Source organism: Variovorax sp. EL159 (genome assembly GCF_900100965.1).
Taxonomy (GTDB): Bacteria; Pseudomonadota; Gammaproteobacteria; order Burkholderiales; family Burkholderiaceae_C; genus Variovorax.
The window spans coordinates 136,714-152,286 of record NZ_FMUJ01000007.1 but is presented as its reverse complement, the minus strand read 5'-3'; the positions used below and the strand labels follow the sequence as shown (position 1 = coordinate 152,286).

The following is a 15,573-nucleotide window of genomic DNA, read 5'->3' as shown; positions in this document are numbered from 1 at the left end:
GCGGCGCGCGGGTGAAAACACTTCCTTTCAAAGCGCCGCAGCGGCTGTCCCGCTGACGTTGTCCGCTATGGATTGAATAGCGGATCATGAGGCGTTTCGAGCGCCTCGCACCCCCGGGCAACTCGGGTATTGCAATACCGTGACAGCTTGGGCATAGTGAATCGACCTTCCCCTCTTTCCTCTTCTTTCCCCTCTCTTCTTCCCCCTCTTTCTCTTCCTCTCGATTCACCCCGATTCATTGGTTTCGCCGGCCACGCTTCATTCCGGAGCGGGGTCATTTCCCCCAACGTCAATTCCAGGAGGTCATTCATGAATCTGACGATCAGCGGTCATCACCTCGACGTCACGCCTGCCTTGCGCACTTACGTCACGAGCAAGCTGGACCGGATCACCCGACATTTCGACCAGGTCGTCGATGTCAAGGTGATCCTCACGGTGGAAAAGCAGAAGGAAAAGGAACGCCGCCAAAGGGCGGAATGCAACATCCACGTCAAGGGCAATGACATGTTCGCGGAATCGAGCCACGCTGATCTTTATGCCGCGGTCGATGAGCTGGTCGACAAGCTCGACCGCCAGGTGGTGCGCCACAAGGACCGCCTGCAGGACCATCATCATTCGGCACCCAAGCGCTTGATGTAAGCAAGACCCCAGGGTTCACGCCACAGGCCGCCTTCGGGCGGCCTTTTGTTTTCCGACTGTTGTGGTGGGGCTTTGCAAGTCCCTTCGAGGCGTACGAGGCCTCTGGGCAACATGTAGACAAAAAGTAAATAGGGGGACTGGGGGTTTTTACCAAGCGGGTGCATAATCGCCCCCGCTCTGCACCCACCATGAATCGCCTCGCGTCCATCCTGCCGCCCGCTCAAGTGCTCGTGAGCGTTGACGCCACCAGCAAAAAACGCGCTTTTGAAGAAGCCGGCCTGCTGTTCGAAAGCCTTCACGGTCTGGGCCGTGCCCTCATCACCGACAGCCTGTTTGCGCGCGAGCGCCTCGGCTCCACCGGTCTGGGCCATGGTGTCGCCATTCCGCATGGCCGCATCAAGGGCCTGAAGGCACCGATGGCCGCCGTGTTCCAGCTGGCCAACCCGATCGGCTTCGACGCCCCCGACGAACAGCCTGTGGCACTGCTGATCTTCCTGCTGGTGCCCGAAGCGGCCACGCAGAAGCACCTCGAAATCCTCTCTGAAATCGCCGAGCTGCTGAGCGATGCCAGCCTGCGCGAACAGATCAAGTCCAGCACCGATGCCGCCGCGCTCCACGGCCTCATCGCCGGCTGGCAATCCACCCAAGTCGCCTGAGCGCATGCGTTGGCACTCGCAGCTGCTGATAAGCTGCGCTGCTGCTGCCTTCGTCCATCACAAGAAAATGCCGGCGTGTGAGCGCCGCCTCCTGAACGCATGAAGCCGACCGTCATCAGCGCCGATGCCATGTTCGAGGAGTTCCGTGGGTCGCTCCGCTGGGAATGGCTCGCCGGGCTCGGTGCCTCGGAGCGCCAGTTCGACCCCGAAGTCATCAGCCGCGCCCAGTCGGCTGCCGACCTGGTCGGTTACCTCAACTACATCCACCCGTACCGCGTGCAGATCCTGGGCGCCCGCGAGGTGGCCTACCTGACGCGCGGCAGCCTCGAAGACTGCGCCCGCCGCATCGCCCGCATCGTCACGCTGGAGCCGCCGATGCTGGTGCTGGCCGACGGCCAGGCGGCGCCCGACGAGCTGCTGTCGATCTGCGAGCGCGCCCAACTGCCGCTGTTTGCCACGCGCGAATCGTCGGCCTTCGTGATCGACCTGCTGCGCGCCTACCTGTCCAAGCACTTCGCCGAACGCACCTCGATGCACGGCGTGTTCATGGACATCCTGGGCATGGGCGTGATGATCACGGGCGAATCGGGCCTGGGCAAGAGCGAGCTGGGCCTGGAGCTGATCTCGCGCGGCAACGGCCTCGTGGCCGACGACGCGGTCGACCTGTACCGCATCAACCAGAACACCATCGAAGGGCGCTGCCCCGACCTGCTGCTGAACCTGCTGGAAGTGCGCGGCATCGGCCTGCTGGACATCCGCGCGATCTTCGGCGAGACGGCGGTGCGCCGGAAGATGCGCCTGAAGCTCATCGTGCACCTCGTGCGGCGCGACAGCTTCGAGCGCGACTACGAGCGCATGCCTTCGGCGCCGCTCACCCAGGACGTGCTGGGCATTCCGGTGCGCAAGGTCATCATCCAGGTGGTGGCGGGGCGGAACATCGCCGTGCTGGTCGAGGCGGCCGTGCGCAACTCGATCCTGCAGCTGCGGGGCATCGACACCTATGCGGACTTCGTGGCGCGCCACCACAAGGCGATGGAAACCGGGCAGGACTGAGTACGGCCTGCCGGGAGCGCCGGAGCGCCCCCTGAATCAGCGCTTCTTTACACAGTCGCCGCAAAGGCCGTAGAGCGACATGGCGTGGTCCTGCAGGATCCAGCCCTTGTCCTTGGCGATCATCTGCTGGCGGCGTTCGATCTCGGCGTCGTAGAACTCCTCGACCTTGCCGCACGAGGTGCAGATCAGGTGGTCGTGGTGCGTGCCTTCGTTCAGTTCGTAGACCGCCTTGCCGCTCTCGAAATGGCTGCGCTCGAGGATGCCGGCCTGCTCGAACTGCGTCAGCACCCGGTACACCGTGGCCAGGCCGATGTCGGAATGCTCGTTCAGCAGCACGCGAAACACGTCTTCGGCCGTCATGTGCCGCTGGCTGCCGGTCTGGAAGATTTCAAGAATCTTCAGGCGTGGCAATGTGGCCTTCAGGCCGGTGTTCTTGAGTTCGTCGATATTGGCCATGTTGGTTCCTGCGCCCGGGGCTGCGGCAAAGGCCCTGAAAAGGGTCAGCCGCTACAATGGCCGATCATATCGCTACCCCCCTTTCCTCCCATGCCTGCCATTCTCCAACGCCGTCCCTGGCTGCTGGTTGCTGCCGTCACCGCGACGCTTCTCCTGGGTGCCTGCAGCAGTTTCAGCGATAGCACGCGTGGCGCACTGTCGGCCATCACCCCTTACAAAGTCGAAGTGGTGCAGGGCAATTTCGTGTCGAAGGAACAGGTCGCGGCGCTCAAGCCCGGCATGTCCCGCCAGCAGGTGCGTGAAGTTCTCGGCACTTCGCTGCTGAGCGACGTGTTCCATGCCAACCGCTGGGACTACGTCTTCACGATCCGCCGCCAGGGCGTCGACCCGCAAGAGCGCCACCTGACCGTGTTCTTCAACGGCGAACTGATGGACCGCTTCGAGGGCGACGAAATGCCCAGCGAAGAAGACTTCGTCGCCACGCTCGACACCCGCAAAAAAACCGGCAAGGTGCCGCCGCTCGAAGCCTCCGAAGACGCGCTGAAGAAATACGCGCCCGCCAAGGACGACAAGAGCGACAAGGCCGATGGCGCCGCTTCGGCCAACCTGCCGCCGCTGCCCGCAGCCTACCCCCCGCTCGAAGCCACGCGCTGAGCGCACCAGCAGCAGCGGGCGGCGCCCGCCGAGTCAGGCGGCGTCCGTCCCGTGTCCATGTATCCCAGTGGCCATTCTGAAGACTGAATCCGCGTGACTGAATCCATTTCCTCTTCCTTCTCTTCTTCCGCCCCCGCATCGCACCGCATCGCGATCGCCGGGGCTTCGGGCCGCATGGGCCACATGCTGATCGAGGCCGTGCGCAATGCGCCCGACTGCCGCCTCGCCGGCGCGCTCGACATCGCTGGCAACCCGGCCCTCGGCACCGATGCCGGCGCCTTCCTGGGCTTCGACAGCGGCGTGTCCATCGTCTCCGACCTGCGCACCGGCCTGAAAGACGCGCAGGTGCTGATCGACTTCACCCGCCCCGAAGGCACGCTGGCGCACCTGGCGGTCTGCCGCGAACTGGGCGTGCAGGCCGTGATCGGCACCACCGGCTTCAGCGACGCGCAAAAGGCCGAGATCGCCGAGATCGCCAAGGACGTCGCGATCATGATGGCGCCCAACATGAGCGTGGGTGTCAACGTCACCTTCAAGCTGCTCGAAATGGCGGCCAAGGCGATGGCCACCGGCTACGACATCGAGATCATCGAGGCGCACCATCGCCACAAGGTCGACGCGCCCTCGGGCACCGCGCTCAAGATGGGCGAAGTGATCGCCGACGCCCTGGGCCGCGACCTGAAGGAATGCGCCGTCTATGCCCGCGAAGGCATCACGGGCGAGCGCGACCCTTCGACCATCGGCTTCTCGGCCATCCGCGGTGGCGACATCGTGGGCGACCACACCGTGCTGTTCGCCGGCATCGGCGAGCGCATCGAGATCACCCACAAGTCGTCGAGCCGCGTCACCTATGCGCAGGGCGCCCTGCGCGCGGTGCGTTTCCTGGCGGGCCGGAAGTCGGGCCTGTTCGACATGTACGACGTGCTCGGCCTGCGCTGATCCGCGCAAAACGCCCGACAAAGGACCGCCGATGAGCGTTCTGGATCTCCTGGCCCACGGCGACGGCGTCAGCCGCGCGGTGGCCGCGCTGCTGCTGGCGATGTCGATCTCGAGCTGGGTCGTGATTCTCTGGAAGGCCTGGTTGCTGCGCGGCGGCACGCGCGACGTGCTGCGCAGCATCGCCGCGTTCTGGCAGTCGTCCACGCTCGCCGACGCCGAGCAGAAGCTCAAGGCCTTCGACCGCGCGACGCTGGTGTCGCCCGCCGTGTCGGCCATCCGGAGCGTGGCGGGCGGCGCACCCGACGGCACGCTGGGTGCCACGGTCGACCGCAACCAGCGGCTGACCCGCGTCCTGCGCGATGCGCTGCACGCCGCGCTGCGGCGCCTGCAGGCCGGCCAGATTCTTCTTGCCACGGTCGGCGCCACCGCCCCCTTCGTCGGGCTGCTGGGCACGGTCTGGGGCATCTATGGCGCGTTGTCGGGCATCGCGGGCCAGACCGGCGGCTTCACCATCGACAAGGTGGCGGGCCCGGTCGGCGAGGCGCTGGTCATGACGGCCTTCGGCCTGGCGGTCGCCATTCCGGCCGTGCTGGCCTACAACGTGTTTGGCCGCGTCATCGGCCGCATCGAGGCCGAGCTCGAAGGCTTCGCGCACGACCTGCTCGGCAGCTTCGGTGAAGCCCCGAAGCCGGCCGCGCCGCCGCCCGCGCGGCCGATGCCGGTCTGACCTGCCCCCGGCAAGACACAACAACCCACGCAGAACACCATGGCCTTCGGTCGCACTTCCCTGGGCAGCAGCGCTGGCGGCGGTGGGCGTGCGATGGGCGCGGGCGCGCAGCGGCCGCTGTCCGACATCAACGTGACGCCGCTGGTCGACGTGATGCTGGTGCTGCTGGTGATCTTCATCATCACGGCGCCGCTGATGGCCAGCTCGATCAAGCTCGACCTGCCGCAGACCGATGCGGGCCAGCCCAACGACGCGCCCAAGTTCGTGAGCCTTTCCGTCGATGCCTCGGGCAAGGTGTTTCTCAACGACCAGCCCGTGACCGACGAGGAACTGGCGACGCGGCTTGAGAAGGCTGCCGCCGACAGCAAGGACACCGAGGTGCAGTTGCGCGCGGACCAGACCGTGCCTTATGGCAAGGTGGTCACGCTGATGGGCATTGCGAACAAGGCGGGACTGAGCCGCATCGGATTCGTGACCGAGGCCGAAGCGGCGCCGCAGAAGCCGCGCTGACCCTGCCTTGTCTTGCTCCTTCCCCCTCTGGGGGAAGGTTGGGTTGGGGGCGGGCAGAGCGCCCTCAATGAGCGCCGCTTGCCCCCACCCCAGCCCTCCCCCGGGAGGGGAGGGAGAAATACCGCAGATTCAACCCAGCACCACCGGCTTGGTATGCCAGATCTCATGCGCGTACTGCGCAATCGTGCGGTCCGATGAAAACGCGCCCATCCCCGCCACGTTCAGCACAGCCATCCGCGTCCACGCATCCGAGTCGCGGTACAGCGCATCCACCTCGGCCTGCTTCGCCACGTAGCTCGCATAGTCCGCCAGCAGCAAATAGTGGTCGCCCCAGTTCACCAGCGCGTCGTAGATGCCCTGGTAGCGCGCGGGCTCGCCCGCCGAGAACGCGCCGTCGCGGATCGCATCGAGCACGCGCTTGAGCTCCGCGTTCTCTTCGTAGATGTCGCGCGGCTGGTAGCCCCGCGCACGGATGTCCGCCACCTCCGGCGTCGTGTTGCCGAAGATGAAGATGTTCTCCGGCCCCACGTTCTCGCGCATCTCCACATTGGCGCCGTCCAACGTGCCGATGGTGAGCGCGCCATTCAGCGCGAACTTCATGTTGCCGGTGCCCGAGGCCTCTGTGCCCGCGGTGGAAATCTGCTCCGACAGATCGGCCGCCGGCATGATGACCTCGGCCAGGCTCACGCTGTAGTTCGGCAAGAACACCACCTTCAGCAGCTTGCCCACGCGCGTGTCGGCGTTGATGGTGTCCGCCACGTCGTTGATGAGCCGGATCACCAGCTTGGCCATGGCGTAGGCCGAGGCCGCCTTGCCCGCGAACACCACCACGCGGGGCACGATGTCGATCGGCGTGCCAGCCGCGTGCGCATCGAGGATGCGGTGGTAGCGCGCCACCACGTGCAGCACGTTGAGCAGCTGCCGCTTGTATTCGTGGATGCGCTTGACCTGTACGTCGAACATCGCGTCCGTGTCGATGTCGACCTTCAGGTGCTGCTCGACCCAGTTGGCCAGCCGCAGCTTGTTCTCGCGCTTGGCATGGCGAAACGCGCGCACGAAGGCCGGCTGCGCGGCCATGGGCCTGAGCGCTTCGAGCTGCGACAGGTCGCGCCGCCAGCCCTTGCCGATGCGCTGGTCGAGCAGCGCGGCCAGCGGCGGGTTGGCCTGCGCCAGCCAGCGACGCGGCGTGACGCCGTTGGTCTTGTTGTTGAAGCGCTCGGGAAAGATCTTCGCGAAATCCGAGAAGATCGACTGCTTCATCAGCTCCGAATGCAGCCCCGACACGCCGTTGATCGAATGGCTCGCCAGCACCGCCACATAGGCCATGCGCACGCGCCGCTCGCCCGCTTCGTCAACCAGCGACAGCCGGCGCATCAGCTCGACGTCGTTGCCCAGCTTCTGCGTCACCGTGGCAAGAAACTTCGCGTTGATGTCGTAGATGATCTGCAGATGCCGCGGCAATATGCGGCCCAGCATCTCGACCGGCCAGGTCTCCAGCGCCTCGTGCATCAGCGTGTGGTTGGTGTAGCTGAACACCTTCTGCGTGTGCGCCCAGGCCACGTCCCACGCCAGGCCGTGCTCGTCGAGCAGCAGGCGCATCAGCTCGGGCACCGCGAGCACCGGGTGCGTGTCGTTCAGATGGATGCTGACCTTCTCGGAGAGCTGGTCGAAGGTCTTGTGGTTGCGCAGGTAGCGGCGCAGCAGGTCCTGCACGCTCGCGCTGCAGAAAAAATACTCCTGGTGCAGCCGCAGCTCGCGGCCCGAAGGCGTGGAGTCGTCGGGGTAGAGCACGCGCGAGACGTTCTCCGACTGGTTCTTGCTTTCCACCGCGCCCATGTAGTTGCCGCGGTTGAAGGCCGAGAGGTCGATCTCTTCGGTGGCACGCGCCGACCACAGCCGCAGCGTGTTGGTGGCCTGCGTGCCGTAGCCCGGAATGATGGTGTCGTAGGCCACGGCCAGCACATCGTGCGTGTCGACCCAGTCGGCCGCGCCGTAAGGTGCGTTGGTGCCCTCGCGCTTTTGTACATGGCCGCCGAAGCGCACGCGGTAGTTGACCTCGGGCCGCTGGAACTCCCACGGGTTGCCGCGCGTGAGCCAGTAGTCGGGTGTTTCCACCTGCTGGCCGTTGACGATGCGCTGGCGGAACATGCCGTATTCATAACGGATGCCGTAGCCCATGCCCGGCACGCCCAGCGTGGCCATCGAATCGAGAAAACAGGCCGCGAGCCGGCCCAGGCCGCCGTTGCCCAGCGCCGCGTCGGGCTCGCGCTCGGCCAGCGCCGACATGTCGACGCCGAAGTCGGCCAGCGCCTCGCGCACCGTGTCGTAGAGGTCGACCGCCAGCAGCGCGTTGGTGAAGGTGCGCCCGATCAAAAACTCCATCGAGAGGTAGTAGACGCGCTTCAGGTCCTGCGCGTAGTTGGCGCGCGTGGTCATCATCCAGCGCTCGACCAGTTGGTCGCGCACGGCCTGCGAGGTGGCATTGAGCCAGTCGTCCTGGCTGGCGGCGACCGGGTCCTTGCCGACCGCGTAGATCAGCTTGTTGGCCACCGCGCGCTTGAAGGCCGCGACGTCGCGGTCGGGGTGGTCGTAGGCGAAGTCTTTGATCGTCATGGTGGGCGCTCTGGTGTGAGTGATCAGGTTGGCAGTCGAGGGGGCTTCGCGGGAACACCGTGGAACCGGTTTTGCCGGGCCGTAGGTATTGCCCCCTGCAAGGGCGTTGGCGCAGCGACGCGAAGTGCGCGAAGGCCGGGGGTCATTTCATGCTCCGCCGGTAGACGTCGATGTATTGCGCCGCCGCCGTGCCCCAGTCGGCCGGCCGACGCATCGCGTTGCCGCGCACGCGGCGCCAGTCGGGCGCGCGGTCGTAGAGCGCGAAGGCGCGGCGCAGGGCGCGTGCGTAGTCGGCATCGTCGAAATGATCGAACACGAAACCGGTGGCCTCGCCGCTGGCCATGTCTTCGAGCGTGCTGTCGACCACCGTGTCGGCCAGCCCGCCCACGCGGCGCACCAGCGGCAGGCTGCCGTACTTCAGGCCGTACATCTGCGTGAGGCCGCAGGGCTCGAAGAGCGATGGCACGAGCGTCACGTCGCCGGCGCCGAAGAGCTGGTGCGCGAGCGTTTCGTTGTAGCCGATGGTGACGCTGATCGATTGCGGCGCGGCGGCCGCGCGCTGGCGGAATGCTTCTTCGAGCCAGGCCTCGCCGCTGCCCAGCAACGCCAGCTGGCCGCCCTGCGCGAGCAGCGCATCAAGGCCGCCAAGCACCAGGTGCAGGCCCTTCTGCTCGGTGAGCCGGCTCACGACGATGAACAGCGGCGCATCCGGCCGCTCGGCCAGGCCGAGCTGGTGCTGCAGCACGGACTTGCAGCGCGCCTTGCCCGCCATGTGGCGGCCTTCGGGCGTGTGATAGCCCTGCACCAGCGCGGCGTCGGTGGAGGGGTTCCAGACCTGGTCGTCGACCGCGTTGAGGATGCCGCTGAGCACGCCGCTGCGTTGGCGCAACAGGCCGTCGAGGCCGCAGCCCTGTTCGGCCGTCTGGATCTCCAGCGCGTAGGTCGGGCTCACCGTGGTCAGCCGGTCGGCGAAGTAGAGGCCGCCCTTCATGAACGACACCTGCCCGTGGTATTCGAGCCCGTTCATGTGGAATGCGGAGGCCGGCAGGCCCAGCTCGGCAAAGTGCCAGGGCGCGAACACGCCCTGGTAGGCCAGGTTGTGCACGGTGAACACGCTGCCCACGCGCGGCCCGCCTGCCTGCCGCGCAAAGGCCAGGTACGCGGGGGCCAGCGCCGCATGCCAGTCGTGCGCGTGCACCACCTCGGGCTGCCAGTGCGGGTCGAGCCCCTGTGCAAGCTGTGCCGCCGCCCAGCCGAGCAGGGCGAAGCGGCGGTGGTTGTCGCTGTAGGGCTGGCGTGTCGTGTCTTCGTAGGGATTGCCGGGCCGGTCGTAGAGTGCCGGCGCGTCGATCACGTAGGCCGGGATCGGGGGCGCGCCATCGATCGCGATGTGCCCCGCGCGCAGGCCGAAGCGTTCGCCCCACGGGGCCGTGAATTCGGCCAGCGGCACCAGGTCGCGCACGCCGGCCACGATGGCCGGAAAGCCCGGCAGCAGCACCCGTGCGTCTTGCCCCGCGGCCATGAGCGCGATGGGCAGGGCGCCGGCGATGTCCGCCAGGCCGCCGGTCTTGAGGAGGGGAAAGATTTCGGCGCTGACCTGGAGGATTCGCATCGTGGGTCGTCGCGGCCTCAGGCAGCCAGTCGTTTCAACATTTCGCGCGTGACCAGCACCACGCCGTTTTCGGTGCGCTCGAAGCGCGCGGCATCGGCCTCGGCGTCTTCGCCGATCACCATCTCGTCGGGGATCACGCAGGCGCGGTCGATCACCACGCGGTGAAGGCGGGCGCCACGGCCGACTTCCACGTCGGGCAGCAGCACGGCCTCGTTGATCTCGCAGAAGGAATGGATGCGCACGCCCGAGAACAGCACCGAGCTGCTGACCTTGGAGCCCGAGACGATGCAGCCGCCCGACACGATGGTGTTGACCGTCATGCCGTGCTTGCCCTCGCGGTCGAGCACGAACTTGGCCGGTGGCAGCTGCCGCTGGTAGGTCCAGATGGGCCAGTCGGTGTCATAGATGTCGAGCTCCGGGGTGATCGAGGCCAGGTCGAGGTTGGCTGCCCAGAATGCATCAATCGTGCCCACGTCCCGCCAGTAGGCCTTGGCGCCCGGCCCGCGAGAAGCCCGCGTGACGCATGACATCGTGAAGGGATGCGCCAGCGCGCGCCCCTGCGCCACGGCGCGCGGAATGATGTCCTTGCCGAAGTCGTGGCTCGAATCGGGGTTGACGCTGTCTTCTTCGAGCAGTTGGTAGAGGTATTCGGAGTCGAACACGTAGATGCCCATGCTCGCCAGCGCCAGGTCGGGGTGGCCGGGCATGGCGGGCGGGTCGGCCGGCTTTTCGAGAAAGGCCGTGATCTGCCGTCCGTCGTCGATCGCCATCACACCGAAGGCCGTGGCTTCCATGCGCGGCACCTCGATGCAGCCGACCGTGCAGCCCAAACCGCGCTCGGCATGGTCCTTGACCATGATCGAGTAGTCCATCTTGTAGATGTGGTCGCCGGCCAGCACCACCACGTAGTCGTGCCTCGTGGAGCGGGTCTGGATGATGTCCAGGTTCTGGAACACCGCGTCGGCCGTGCCGCGGTACCAGTGCTCGTCGCCCACGCGCTGCTGCGCGGGCAGCACGTCGACCATTTCGTTGAGCTCGGCCCGCAGGAAGCTCCAGCCGCGCTGCAGGTGGCGCATGAGCGAGTGCGACTTGTACTGCGTGACCACCGCCATGCGCCGGATGCCGGAGTTCAGGCAGTTCGACAGCGCGAAATCGATGATGCGGAACTTGCCGCCGAAGTACACGGCCGGCTTGGCGCGCCGGTCGGTCAGCTGCTTGAGGCGGGAGCCTCGGCCACCGGCCAGCACCAGGGCGATGGTGCGGCGGACCAGTTGATGAGCCTGCAGGGGTTCCTGCGTGGTGAGCTGCTTGTCCATCCTGTGTCTCCGTTCGTTCGTTGGAATCCGTCGTCAGAGTTTCTGCATCGAGACTAGCACCGCGGCGAGAGGCTGGCTTCTACGTTCTTGCAATCAGCAGGCTCGAAAAAGGCACTTGTGCCGTACCGTCGAGCGCCTGTGGCGCACCGCCCGCATCGCACTGCGGGTCGGTGGCGAGGCAGGCGTGCCAGGTGCCCTCGGGCAACTGGAACGACACCGTCTGCGCACCGGCGTTCAGCATCACCAGCCACGCGCCCTGTGTGTTGTTGTCGTTGTTGCCGTTCGTTGCCGCATGCCTGAAAAGGATTGCAAGGGCCGTGCCCAGCCGCCAGTCGTCCGGCGTCATCGGCGCGCCATCGGGGCGAAGCCAGCGGATGCCCGGTGTGGTTCCCTGCGGCGGCTCGGCGGGCCACCAATGCGTGCTGCGCAAGGCGGGCGCTTCGCGGCGCAGGGCCGCGAGCCGGGCCACGAAGGCGCTCATCTGCGCGGCGTCGCTGGCCGGGTCGGACGTGCCGATCCACGCCAGCCAGGTGGTCTCGTTGTCCTGGCAATAGGCGTTGTTGTTGCCTTGCTGGCTGTGGCCCAGTTCGTCGCCTGCCAGCAGCATCGGCGTGCCTTGCGAAAGCATCAGCGTCGCCAGCAACGCGCGCCGCAGGCGAAGGCGCAGCGCCAGCACCGTTGGGTCGTCGCTCGCGCCTTCGACGCCGCAGTTGTTGCTCAGGTTGTGGGCGTGGCCGTCGCGGTTGTTCTCGCCGTTGGCAAGGTTGTGGCGCTCTTCGAAACTCACGAGATCGCGCAGCGTGAAGCCGTCGTGCGCGGTGATGAAGTTGACGCTGGCGGTCGGCGCGCGGCCATGGTGCGCGAACTGCACGCTCGAGGCCGTGAAGCGGTACGCGAAGTCGCCGAGGCCCGCCGCGTCGCCGCGCCCCTGCCGCAGCCAGAAGCCGCGCTGCGTGTCGCGGTAACGGTCGTTCCATTCGAGCCAGCCTGGCGGGAATTCGCCGAGGCGATAACCGCCGGGGCCGATGTCCCACGGCTCCGCGATCAGCAGCGTGCGCGACAGCACCGGGTCCTGCGCGATCGCCGCGAAGAACGGCGCACGCGGATCGAAGCCCGTGGCCGCGTGGCGCCCCAGCACCGGCGCAAGGTCGAAGCGAAAGCCATCGACGCCCATCTCGCAGGCCCAGAAGCGCAGGCTGTCCATCACCAGTTGCAGCACGCGGGGCTCGCCCAGGTTCAGGCAGTTGCCGGTGCCCGCCCAGTTCTCGTAGAGCGCGCGGTCGTCTTCGCGCAGGTGGTAATACAGGGCGTTGTCGATGCCGCGCAGCGACAGCGTGGGGCCGAGCTCGTCGCTCTCGGCGCTGTGGTTGTAGACCACATCGATCACCAGCTCCATGCCGCGCGCATGCACCGCATCGGCCATCGCGCGGAACTCGCTCGCGGGCGTGGTGCCTGGGCGGCCGCTCCAGTAGCGCGCCTCAGGTGCGAACCAGCCGATGGTGTTGTAGCCCCAGTAGTTGGCGAGGCCCATCGCCAGCAGCCGTTGCTCGTCGGCGCGATGCTGCACCGGCATGAGGCTCAGCGTGGTGACGCCAAGGCGCTGCAGGTGGTCGAGCACCGCAGGCTCGGCCAGGCCGGCATAGGTGCCGCGCAGCGCGGCCGGCACGCCCGGATGCAACCGCGTCTGGCCGCGAACGTGCAGCTCGCAGAGCACGCGCTCGCCGGCTGCGATGCGCGCATGGCCTGGCGGCGTCGTCGTCGTGCTTGTGGCCGCCGTCACGCGTCCCTTGAGCGCAATGGCGCCGTTGTCCCGCGCATCCCGCTGGTCCGGCCGGACGGGGTCATGCCCCAGGAACAGCGCGCTTCCGTCGTAGCGCCCCACGATCTCCCGCGCATACGGATCGAGCAGCAGCTTCGCCGGATTGAAGCGTTGCCCTTCATGCGGCGCCCACGGGCCATGCACGCGATACCCGTAGACCAGCCCGGCCCGCCCGCTGGGCAGCAGCCCATGCCAGACCCCATCGGTGCACGCCGGCAGCCGAAGGCGTTGTTGTTCGTTCTGCCCCGCGCCATCGAAGAGGCAGAGCTCGACAGCCTCCGCATTGGGCGCAACCAGCGCGAAGTTGACGCCGCCCGAGGACAGCGACGCACCAAGAGGAAAGGGCGAGCCGCTACTCAGCATGATCCAAACGCGAAGGAACAGGACACCTGCGCGCCCACATCAAACGAGCACCCACATCACGGTTCCCAGCGGCGGCACGCTCACCGAAATCGAATCCGCCTTCCCATGCCAGGGCACGGCCGCGCTCTCGACGATCCCGTTGCCGACGCCGCTTCCGCCATACACGTCGCCATCCGTATTGATGATCTCGCGATAGGTCCCCGCCACGGGAACCCCCAGCCGGTACGAATGCCGGGGCAAAGGCGTGAAGTTGCACACGGCGATCACGAACGAACCATCGCGCGCACGCCGGACAAAGGCGAACACCGACTGGTCCGCATCGTCATGCACGATCCACTCGAACCCCGCGGCCTCGTTGTCCAGCTCGTGCAGCGCGGGAAAGTAGCGGTACACGTTGTTCAGGTCGCGCACCAGCCGCCGAACGCCTTGATGCGGCGCGTGCTCCAGCAGATGCCAGTCGAGGCTGCGGTCGGCATCCCATTCCGCGTACTGCGCGAACTCGCCCCCCATGAACAGCAGCTTCTTTCCCGGATACGCCCAGAGATAGCCGTACAGGTTGCGCAGCCCCGCGAATTTCTGCCACTCGTCGCCCGGCATCCGCCCGATCATCGAGCCCTTGCCGTGCACCACCTCGTCGTGCGAGAGCGGCAGCACGAAGTTCTCGCTGTGCGCGTACATCAGGCCGAAGGTGATCTGCTGGTGATGGTGCTTGCGATACACCGGGTCGGTGCCCGCATACGCCAGCGTGTCGTTCATCCAGCCCATGTTCCATTTGTAGTGAAAGCCCAGTCCGCCATCTTCGGGCGGCCGCGTCACGCCGGGGAAGCTCGTCGACTCTTCGGCCAGCGTCACCGCGCCCGGCCGCTCCGTGCCCACCACGCGGTTCATGCGGCGCAGGAAGTCGATGGCCTCCAGGTTCTCGCGCCCGCCGCTCGAATTCGGTATCCACTCGCCCGATTTGCGGCTGTAGTCGCGGTACAGCATCGAGGCCACCGCATCGACCCGCAGCCCATCGACGCCATAGCGCTCCAGCCAGTACAGCGCGTTGCCGACCAGGTAGTTGCGCACCTCCGTGCGCGCGTAGTTGAAGATCAGCGTCTGCCAGTCGTTGTGGAAGCCCTCGCGCGGGTCGGCGTACTCGTACAGCGCCGTGCCGTCGAAGCGGCCCAGGCCGTGCGCATCGGTGGGAAAGTGCGCGGGCACCCAGTCGAGGATCACGCCCAGCCCCGCGGCATGCGCCGCTTCGACGAAATGCCGGAAGTCGCCCGGCGTGCCAAAGCGCGATGTCGGCGCATACAGGCCGATCGGCTGGTAGCCCCACGACCCGTCGAAGGGGTGCTCGCTGACCGGCAGCAGCTCGATGTGCGTGAAGCCCATGTCGCGTGCGTAGGGCACCAGCGTGTCGGCCAGCTCGCGGTAGTCGAGCCATTCGTGGCCGTTCTTACGGCGCCATGAGCCCAGGTGCACTTCGTAGATGCTGATCGGCGCGTGGCGTTCGTTGGCCTGCGCGCGCCCTTCGGGCATGGCCACCGGCGCCGGCAGGGGCGCGACCACGCACGCGGTGCCGGGGCGCAGCTGCGACGAGAACGCGAAGGGATCGGCCTTGCGCAGCACCTCGCCGTGCGCCGAGAGAATCTCGAACTCGTAGGCGTCGCCGGTGGCCACGTGCGGTGCAAAGATCTCCCACACGCCGCACTCGCGGCGCAGCCGCATCATGTGGCGCCGGCCGTCCCAGTTGTTGAAGTCGCCCACCACCGACACCCGCCGCGCATTCGGCGCCCAGACCGCGAAGGCCACGCCCTTGACGCCGTCCATCTCGCGCAGGTGCGCGCCCAGTCGCTCCCAGGGCCGCAGGTGCGTGCCCTCGGCCAGCAGCCACACGTCGGTGTCGCCGAGCACGAACGCAAAGCGGTACGGGTCCTGCAGCCGCGAGCTGTGCGTGCCCCAGTCGACCTGGAACGAATAGCCCAGCCGGGCTTCGGCGGCCGGTACCAGTCCGCCGAACACGTCGGAGCCTTCTTGCCGGGTGAGCATCGCCAGCGGCCAGCCGGTGCGCGAATGCATCACCGCCACGCTTTGCGCGCCGGGCATCAGGGCGCGCACCACCAGGCCTTCGCGCGTCTCGTGGGGGCCCAGCACGGCGAAGGGATCGCCATGTTCGGCGCGCATCAGCGCGCGGACTTCGGATTCGGGCAACAGCAGCTTCGGGGGCATGG

General features: G+C 67.0%; 13 protein-coding genes. 7 read left to right on the top strand and 6 right to left on the bottom strand.

Annotated elements, in window-relative coordinates:
• Positions 1 to 309: 309 nt before the first annotated feature.
• The 3 genes from hpf (at position 310) to hprK (ending at position 2,348) form a co-directional block, all read left to right on the top strand.
• Entirely contained in the window at positions 310 to 639 is a 330-nt protein-coding gene (gene hpf / locus BLQ28_RS26490; protein WP_093246312.1) for a ribosome hibernation-promoting factor, HPF/YfiA family, read from the top strand.
• Between the two features lie 188 nt (positions 640 to 827).
• The gene (locus tag BLQ28_RS26485) at positions 828 to 1,295 is read left to right on the top strand and encodes a PTS sugar transporter subunit IIA (RefSeq protein WP_093127334.1); all 468 of its coding nucleotides are present in this window, start codon (positions 828 to 830) and stop codon (positions 1,293 to 1,295) included.
• Positions 1,296 to 1,394: 99 nt separating this feature from the next.
• Entirely contained in the window at positions 1,395 to 2,348 is a 954-nt protein-coding gene (gene hprK / locus BLQ28_RS26480) for an HPr(Ser) kinase/phosphatase (RefSeq protein ID WP_093246311.1), read from the top strand.
• Positions 2,349 to 2,384: 36 nt separating this feature from the next.
• Here hprK and fur read toward each other — a convergent pair whose 3' ends face one another.
• Entirely contained in the window at positions 2,385 to 2,804 is a 420-nt protein-coding gene (gene fur, locus BLQ28_RS26475) for a ferric iron uptake transcriptional regulator (protein WP_056584276.1), read from the bottom strand.
• Between the two features lie 90 nt (positions 2,805 to 2,894).
• Between fur and BLQ28_RS26470 the strand changes: the two genes are divergently transcribed.
• The 4 genes from BLQ28_RS26470 (at position 2,895) to BLQ28_RS26455 (ending at position 5,634) form a co-directional block, all read left to right on the top strand.
• A complete protein-coding gene (locus tag BLQ28_RS26470) occupies positions 2,895 to 3,458 on the top strand; it encodes an outer membrane protein assembly factor BamE (RefSeq protein WP_093246310.1) in 564 nt (187 codons plus the stop codon).
• 93 nt (positions 3,459 to 3,551) lie between these two features.
• Positions 3,552 to 4,397, top strand: coding sequence for a 4-hydroxy-tetrahydrodipicolinate reductase (gene dapB, locus BLQ28_RS26465; protein ID WP_093246309.1), 846 nt, complete (start codon positions 3,552 to 3,554; stop codon positions 4,395 to 4,397).
• A gap of 31 nt (positions 4,398 to 4,428) precedes the next feature.
• The gene (locus BLQ28_RS26460) at positions 4,429 to 5,124 is read left to right on the top strand and encodes a MotA/TolQ/ExbB proton channel family protein (RefSeq protein ID WP_093246308.1); all 696 of its coding nucleotides are present in this window, start codon (positions 4,429 to 4,431) and stop codon (positions 5,122 to 5,124) included.
• 39 nt (positions 5,125 to 5,163) lie between these two features.
• Complete coding sequence (locus BLQ28_RS26455) at positions 5,164 to 5,634, top strand: ExbD/TolR family protein (protein WP_093246307.1); 471 nt, start codon at positions 5,164 to 5,166, stop codon at positions 5,632 to 5,634.
• A gap of 129 nt (positions 5,635 to 5,763) precedes the next feature.
• On the opposite strand, the gene BLQ28_RS26450 is transcribed toward BLQ28_RS26455, so the two are convergent.
• From BLQ28_RS26450 to glgB, 5 genes are all read right to left on the bottom strand, one after another.
• Positions 5,764 to 8,247: a glycogen/starch/alpha-glucan phosphorylase gene (locus BLQ28_RS26450; RefSeq protein ID WP_093246306.1), complete on the bottom strand. Its 2,484-nt coding sequence runs from the start codon at positions 8,245 to 8,247 to the stop codon at positions 5,764 to 5,766.
• Positions 8,248 to 8,389: 142 nt separating this feature from the next.
• Positions 8,390 to 9,859: a glycogen synthase GlgA gene (gene glgA, locus BLQ28_RS26445; protein WP_093246305.1), complete on the bottom strand. Its 1,470-nt coding sequence runs from the start codon at positions 9,857 to 9,859 to the stop codon at positions 8,390 to 8,392.
• Positions 9,860 to 9,876: 17 nt separating this feature from the next.
• Positions 9,877 to 11,175, bottom strand: coding sequence for a glucose-1-phosphate adenylyltransferase (gene glgC, locus BLQ28_RS26440; RefSeq protein ID WP_093246304.1), 1,299 nt, complete (start codon positions 11,173 to 11,175; stop codon positions 9,877 to 9,879).
• 79 nt (positions 11,176 to 11,254) lie between these two features.
• Positions 11,255 to 13,357, bottom strand: coding sequence for a glycogen debranching protein GlgX (gene glgX / locus BLQ28_RS26435; protein ID WP_093246303.1), 2,103 nt, complete (start codon positions 13,355 to 13,357; stop codon positions 11,255 to 11,257).
• A 39-nt stretch (positions 13,358 to 13,396) separates the two neighbouring features.
• Positions 13,397 to 15,571 carry a 1,4-alpha-glucan branching protein GlgB gene (gene glgB, locus BLQ28_RS26430; protein ID WP_093246302.1) on the bottom strand — a complete coding sequence of 725 codons (2,175 nt, stop codon included), beginning with the start codon at positions 15,569 to 15,571 and terminating at the stop codon, positions 13,397 to 13,399.
• Between the last annotated feature and the right edge of the window lie 2 nt (positions 15,572 to 15,573).

Excerpts from the sequence above, each read along its gene's own strand:
- BLQ28_RS26470 (WP_093246310.1), top strand. The coding sequence starts at position 2,895 with ATGCCTGCCATTCTCCAACGCCGTCCCTGGCTGCTGGTTGCTGCCGTC.
- BLQ28_RS26450 (WP_093246306.1), bottom strand. The coding sequence starts at position 8,247 with ATGACGATCAAAGACTTCGCCTACGACCACCCCGACCGCGACGTCGCG.
- glgX (WP_093246303.1), bottom strand. The coding sequence starts at position 13,357 with ATGCTGAGTAGCGGCTCGCCCTTTCCTCTTGGTGCGTCGCTGTCCTCG.
- hpf (WP_093246312.1), top strand. The coding sequence starts at position 310 with ATGAATCTGACGATCAGCGGTCATCACCTCGACGTCACGCCTGCCTTG.
- BLQ28_RS26455 (WP_093246307.1), top strand. The coding sequence starts at position 5,164 with ATGGCCTTCGGTCGCACTTCCCTGGGCAGCAGCGCTGGCGGCGGTGGG.
- fur (WP_056584276.1), bottom strand. The coding sequence starts at position 2,804 with ATGGCCAATATCGACGAACTCAAGAACACCGGCCTGAAGGCCACATTG.
- BLQ28_RS26485 (WP_093127334.1), top strand. The coding sequence starts at position 828 with ATGAATCGCCTCGCGTCCATCCTGCCGCCCGCTCAAGTGCTCGTGAGC.
- BLQ28_RS26460 (WP_093246308.1), top strand. The coding sequence starts at position 4,429 with ATGAGCGTTCTGGATCTCCTGGCCCACGGCGACGGCGTCAGCCGCGCG.
- glgA (WP_093246305.1), bottom strand. The coding sequence starts at position 9,859 with ATGCGAATCCTCCAGGTCAGCGCCGAAATCTTTCCCCTCCTCAAGACC.
- hprK (WP_093246311.1), top strand. The coding sequence starts at position 1,395 with ATGAAGCCGACCGTCATCAGCGCCGATGCCATGTTCGAGGAGTTCCGT.
- glgC (WP_093246304.1), bottom strand. The coding sequence starts at position 11,175 with ATGGACAAGCAGCTCACCACGCAGGAACCCCTGCAGGCTCATCAACTG.
- glgB (WP_093246302.1), bottom strand. The coding sequence starts at position 15,571 with ATGCCCCCGAAGCTGCTGTTGCCCGAATCCGAAGTCCGCGCGCTGATG.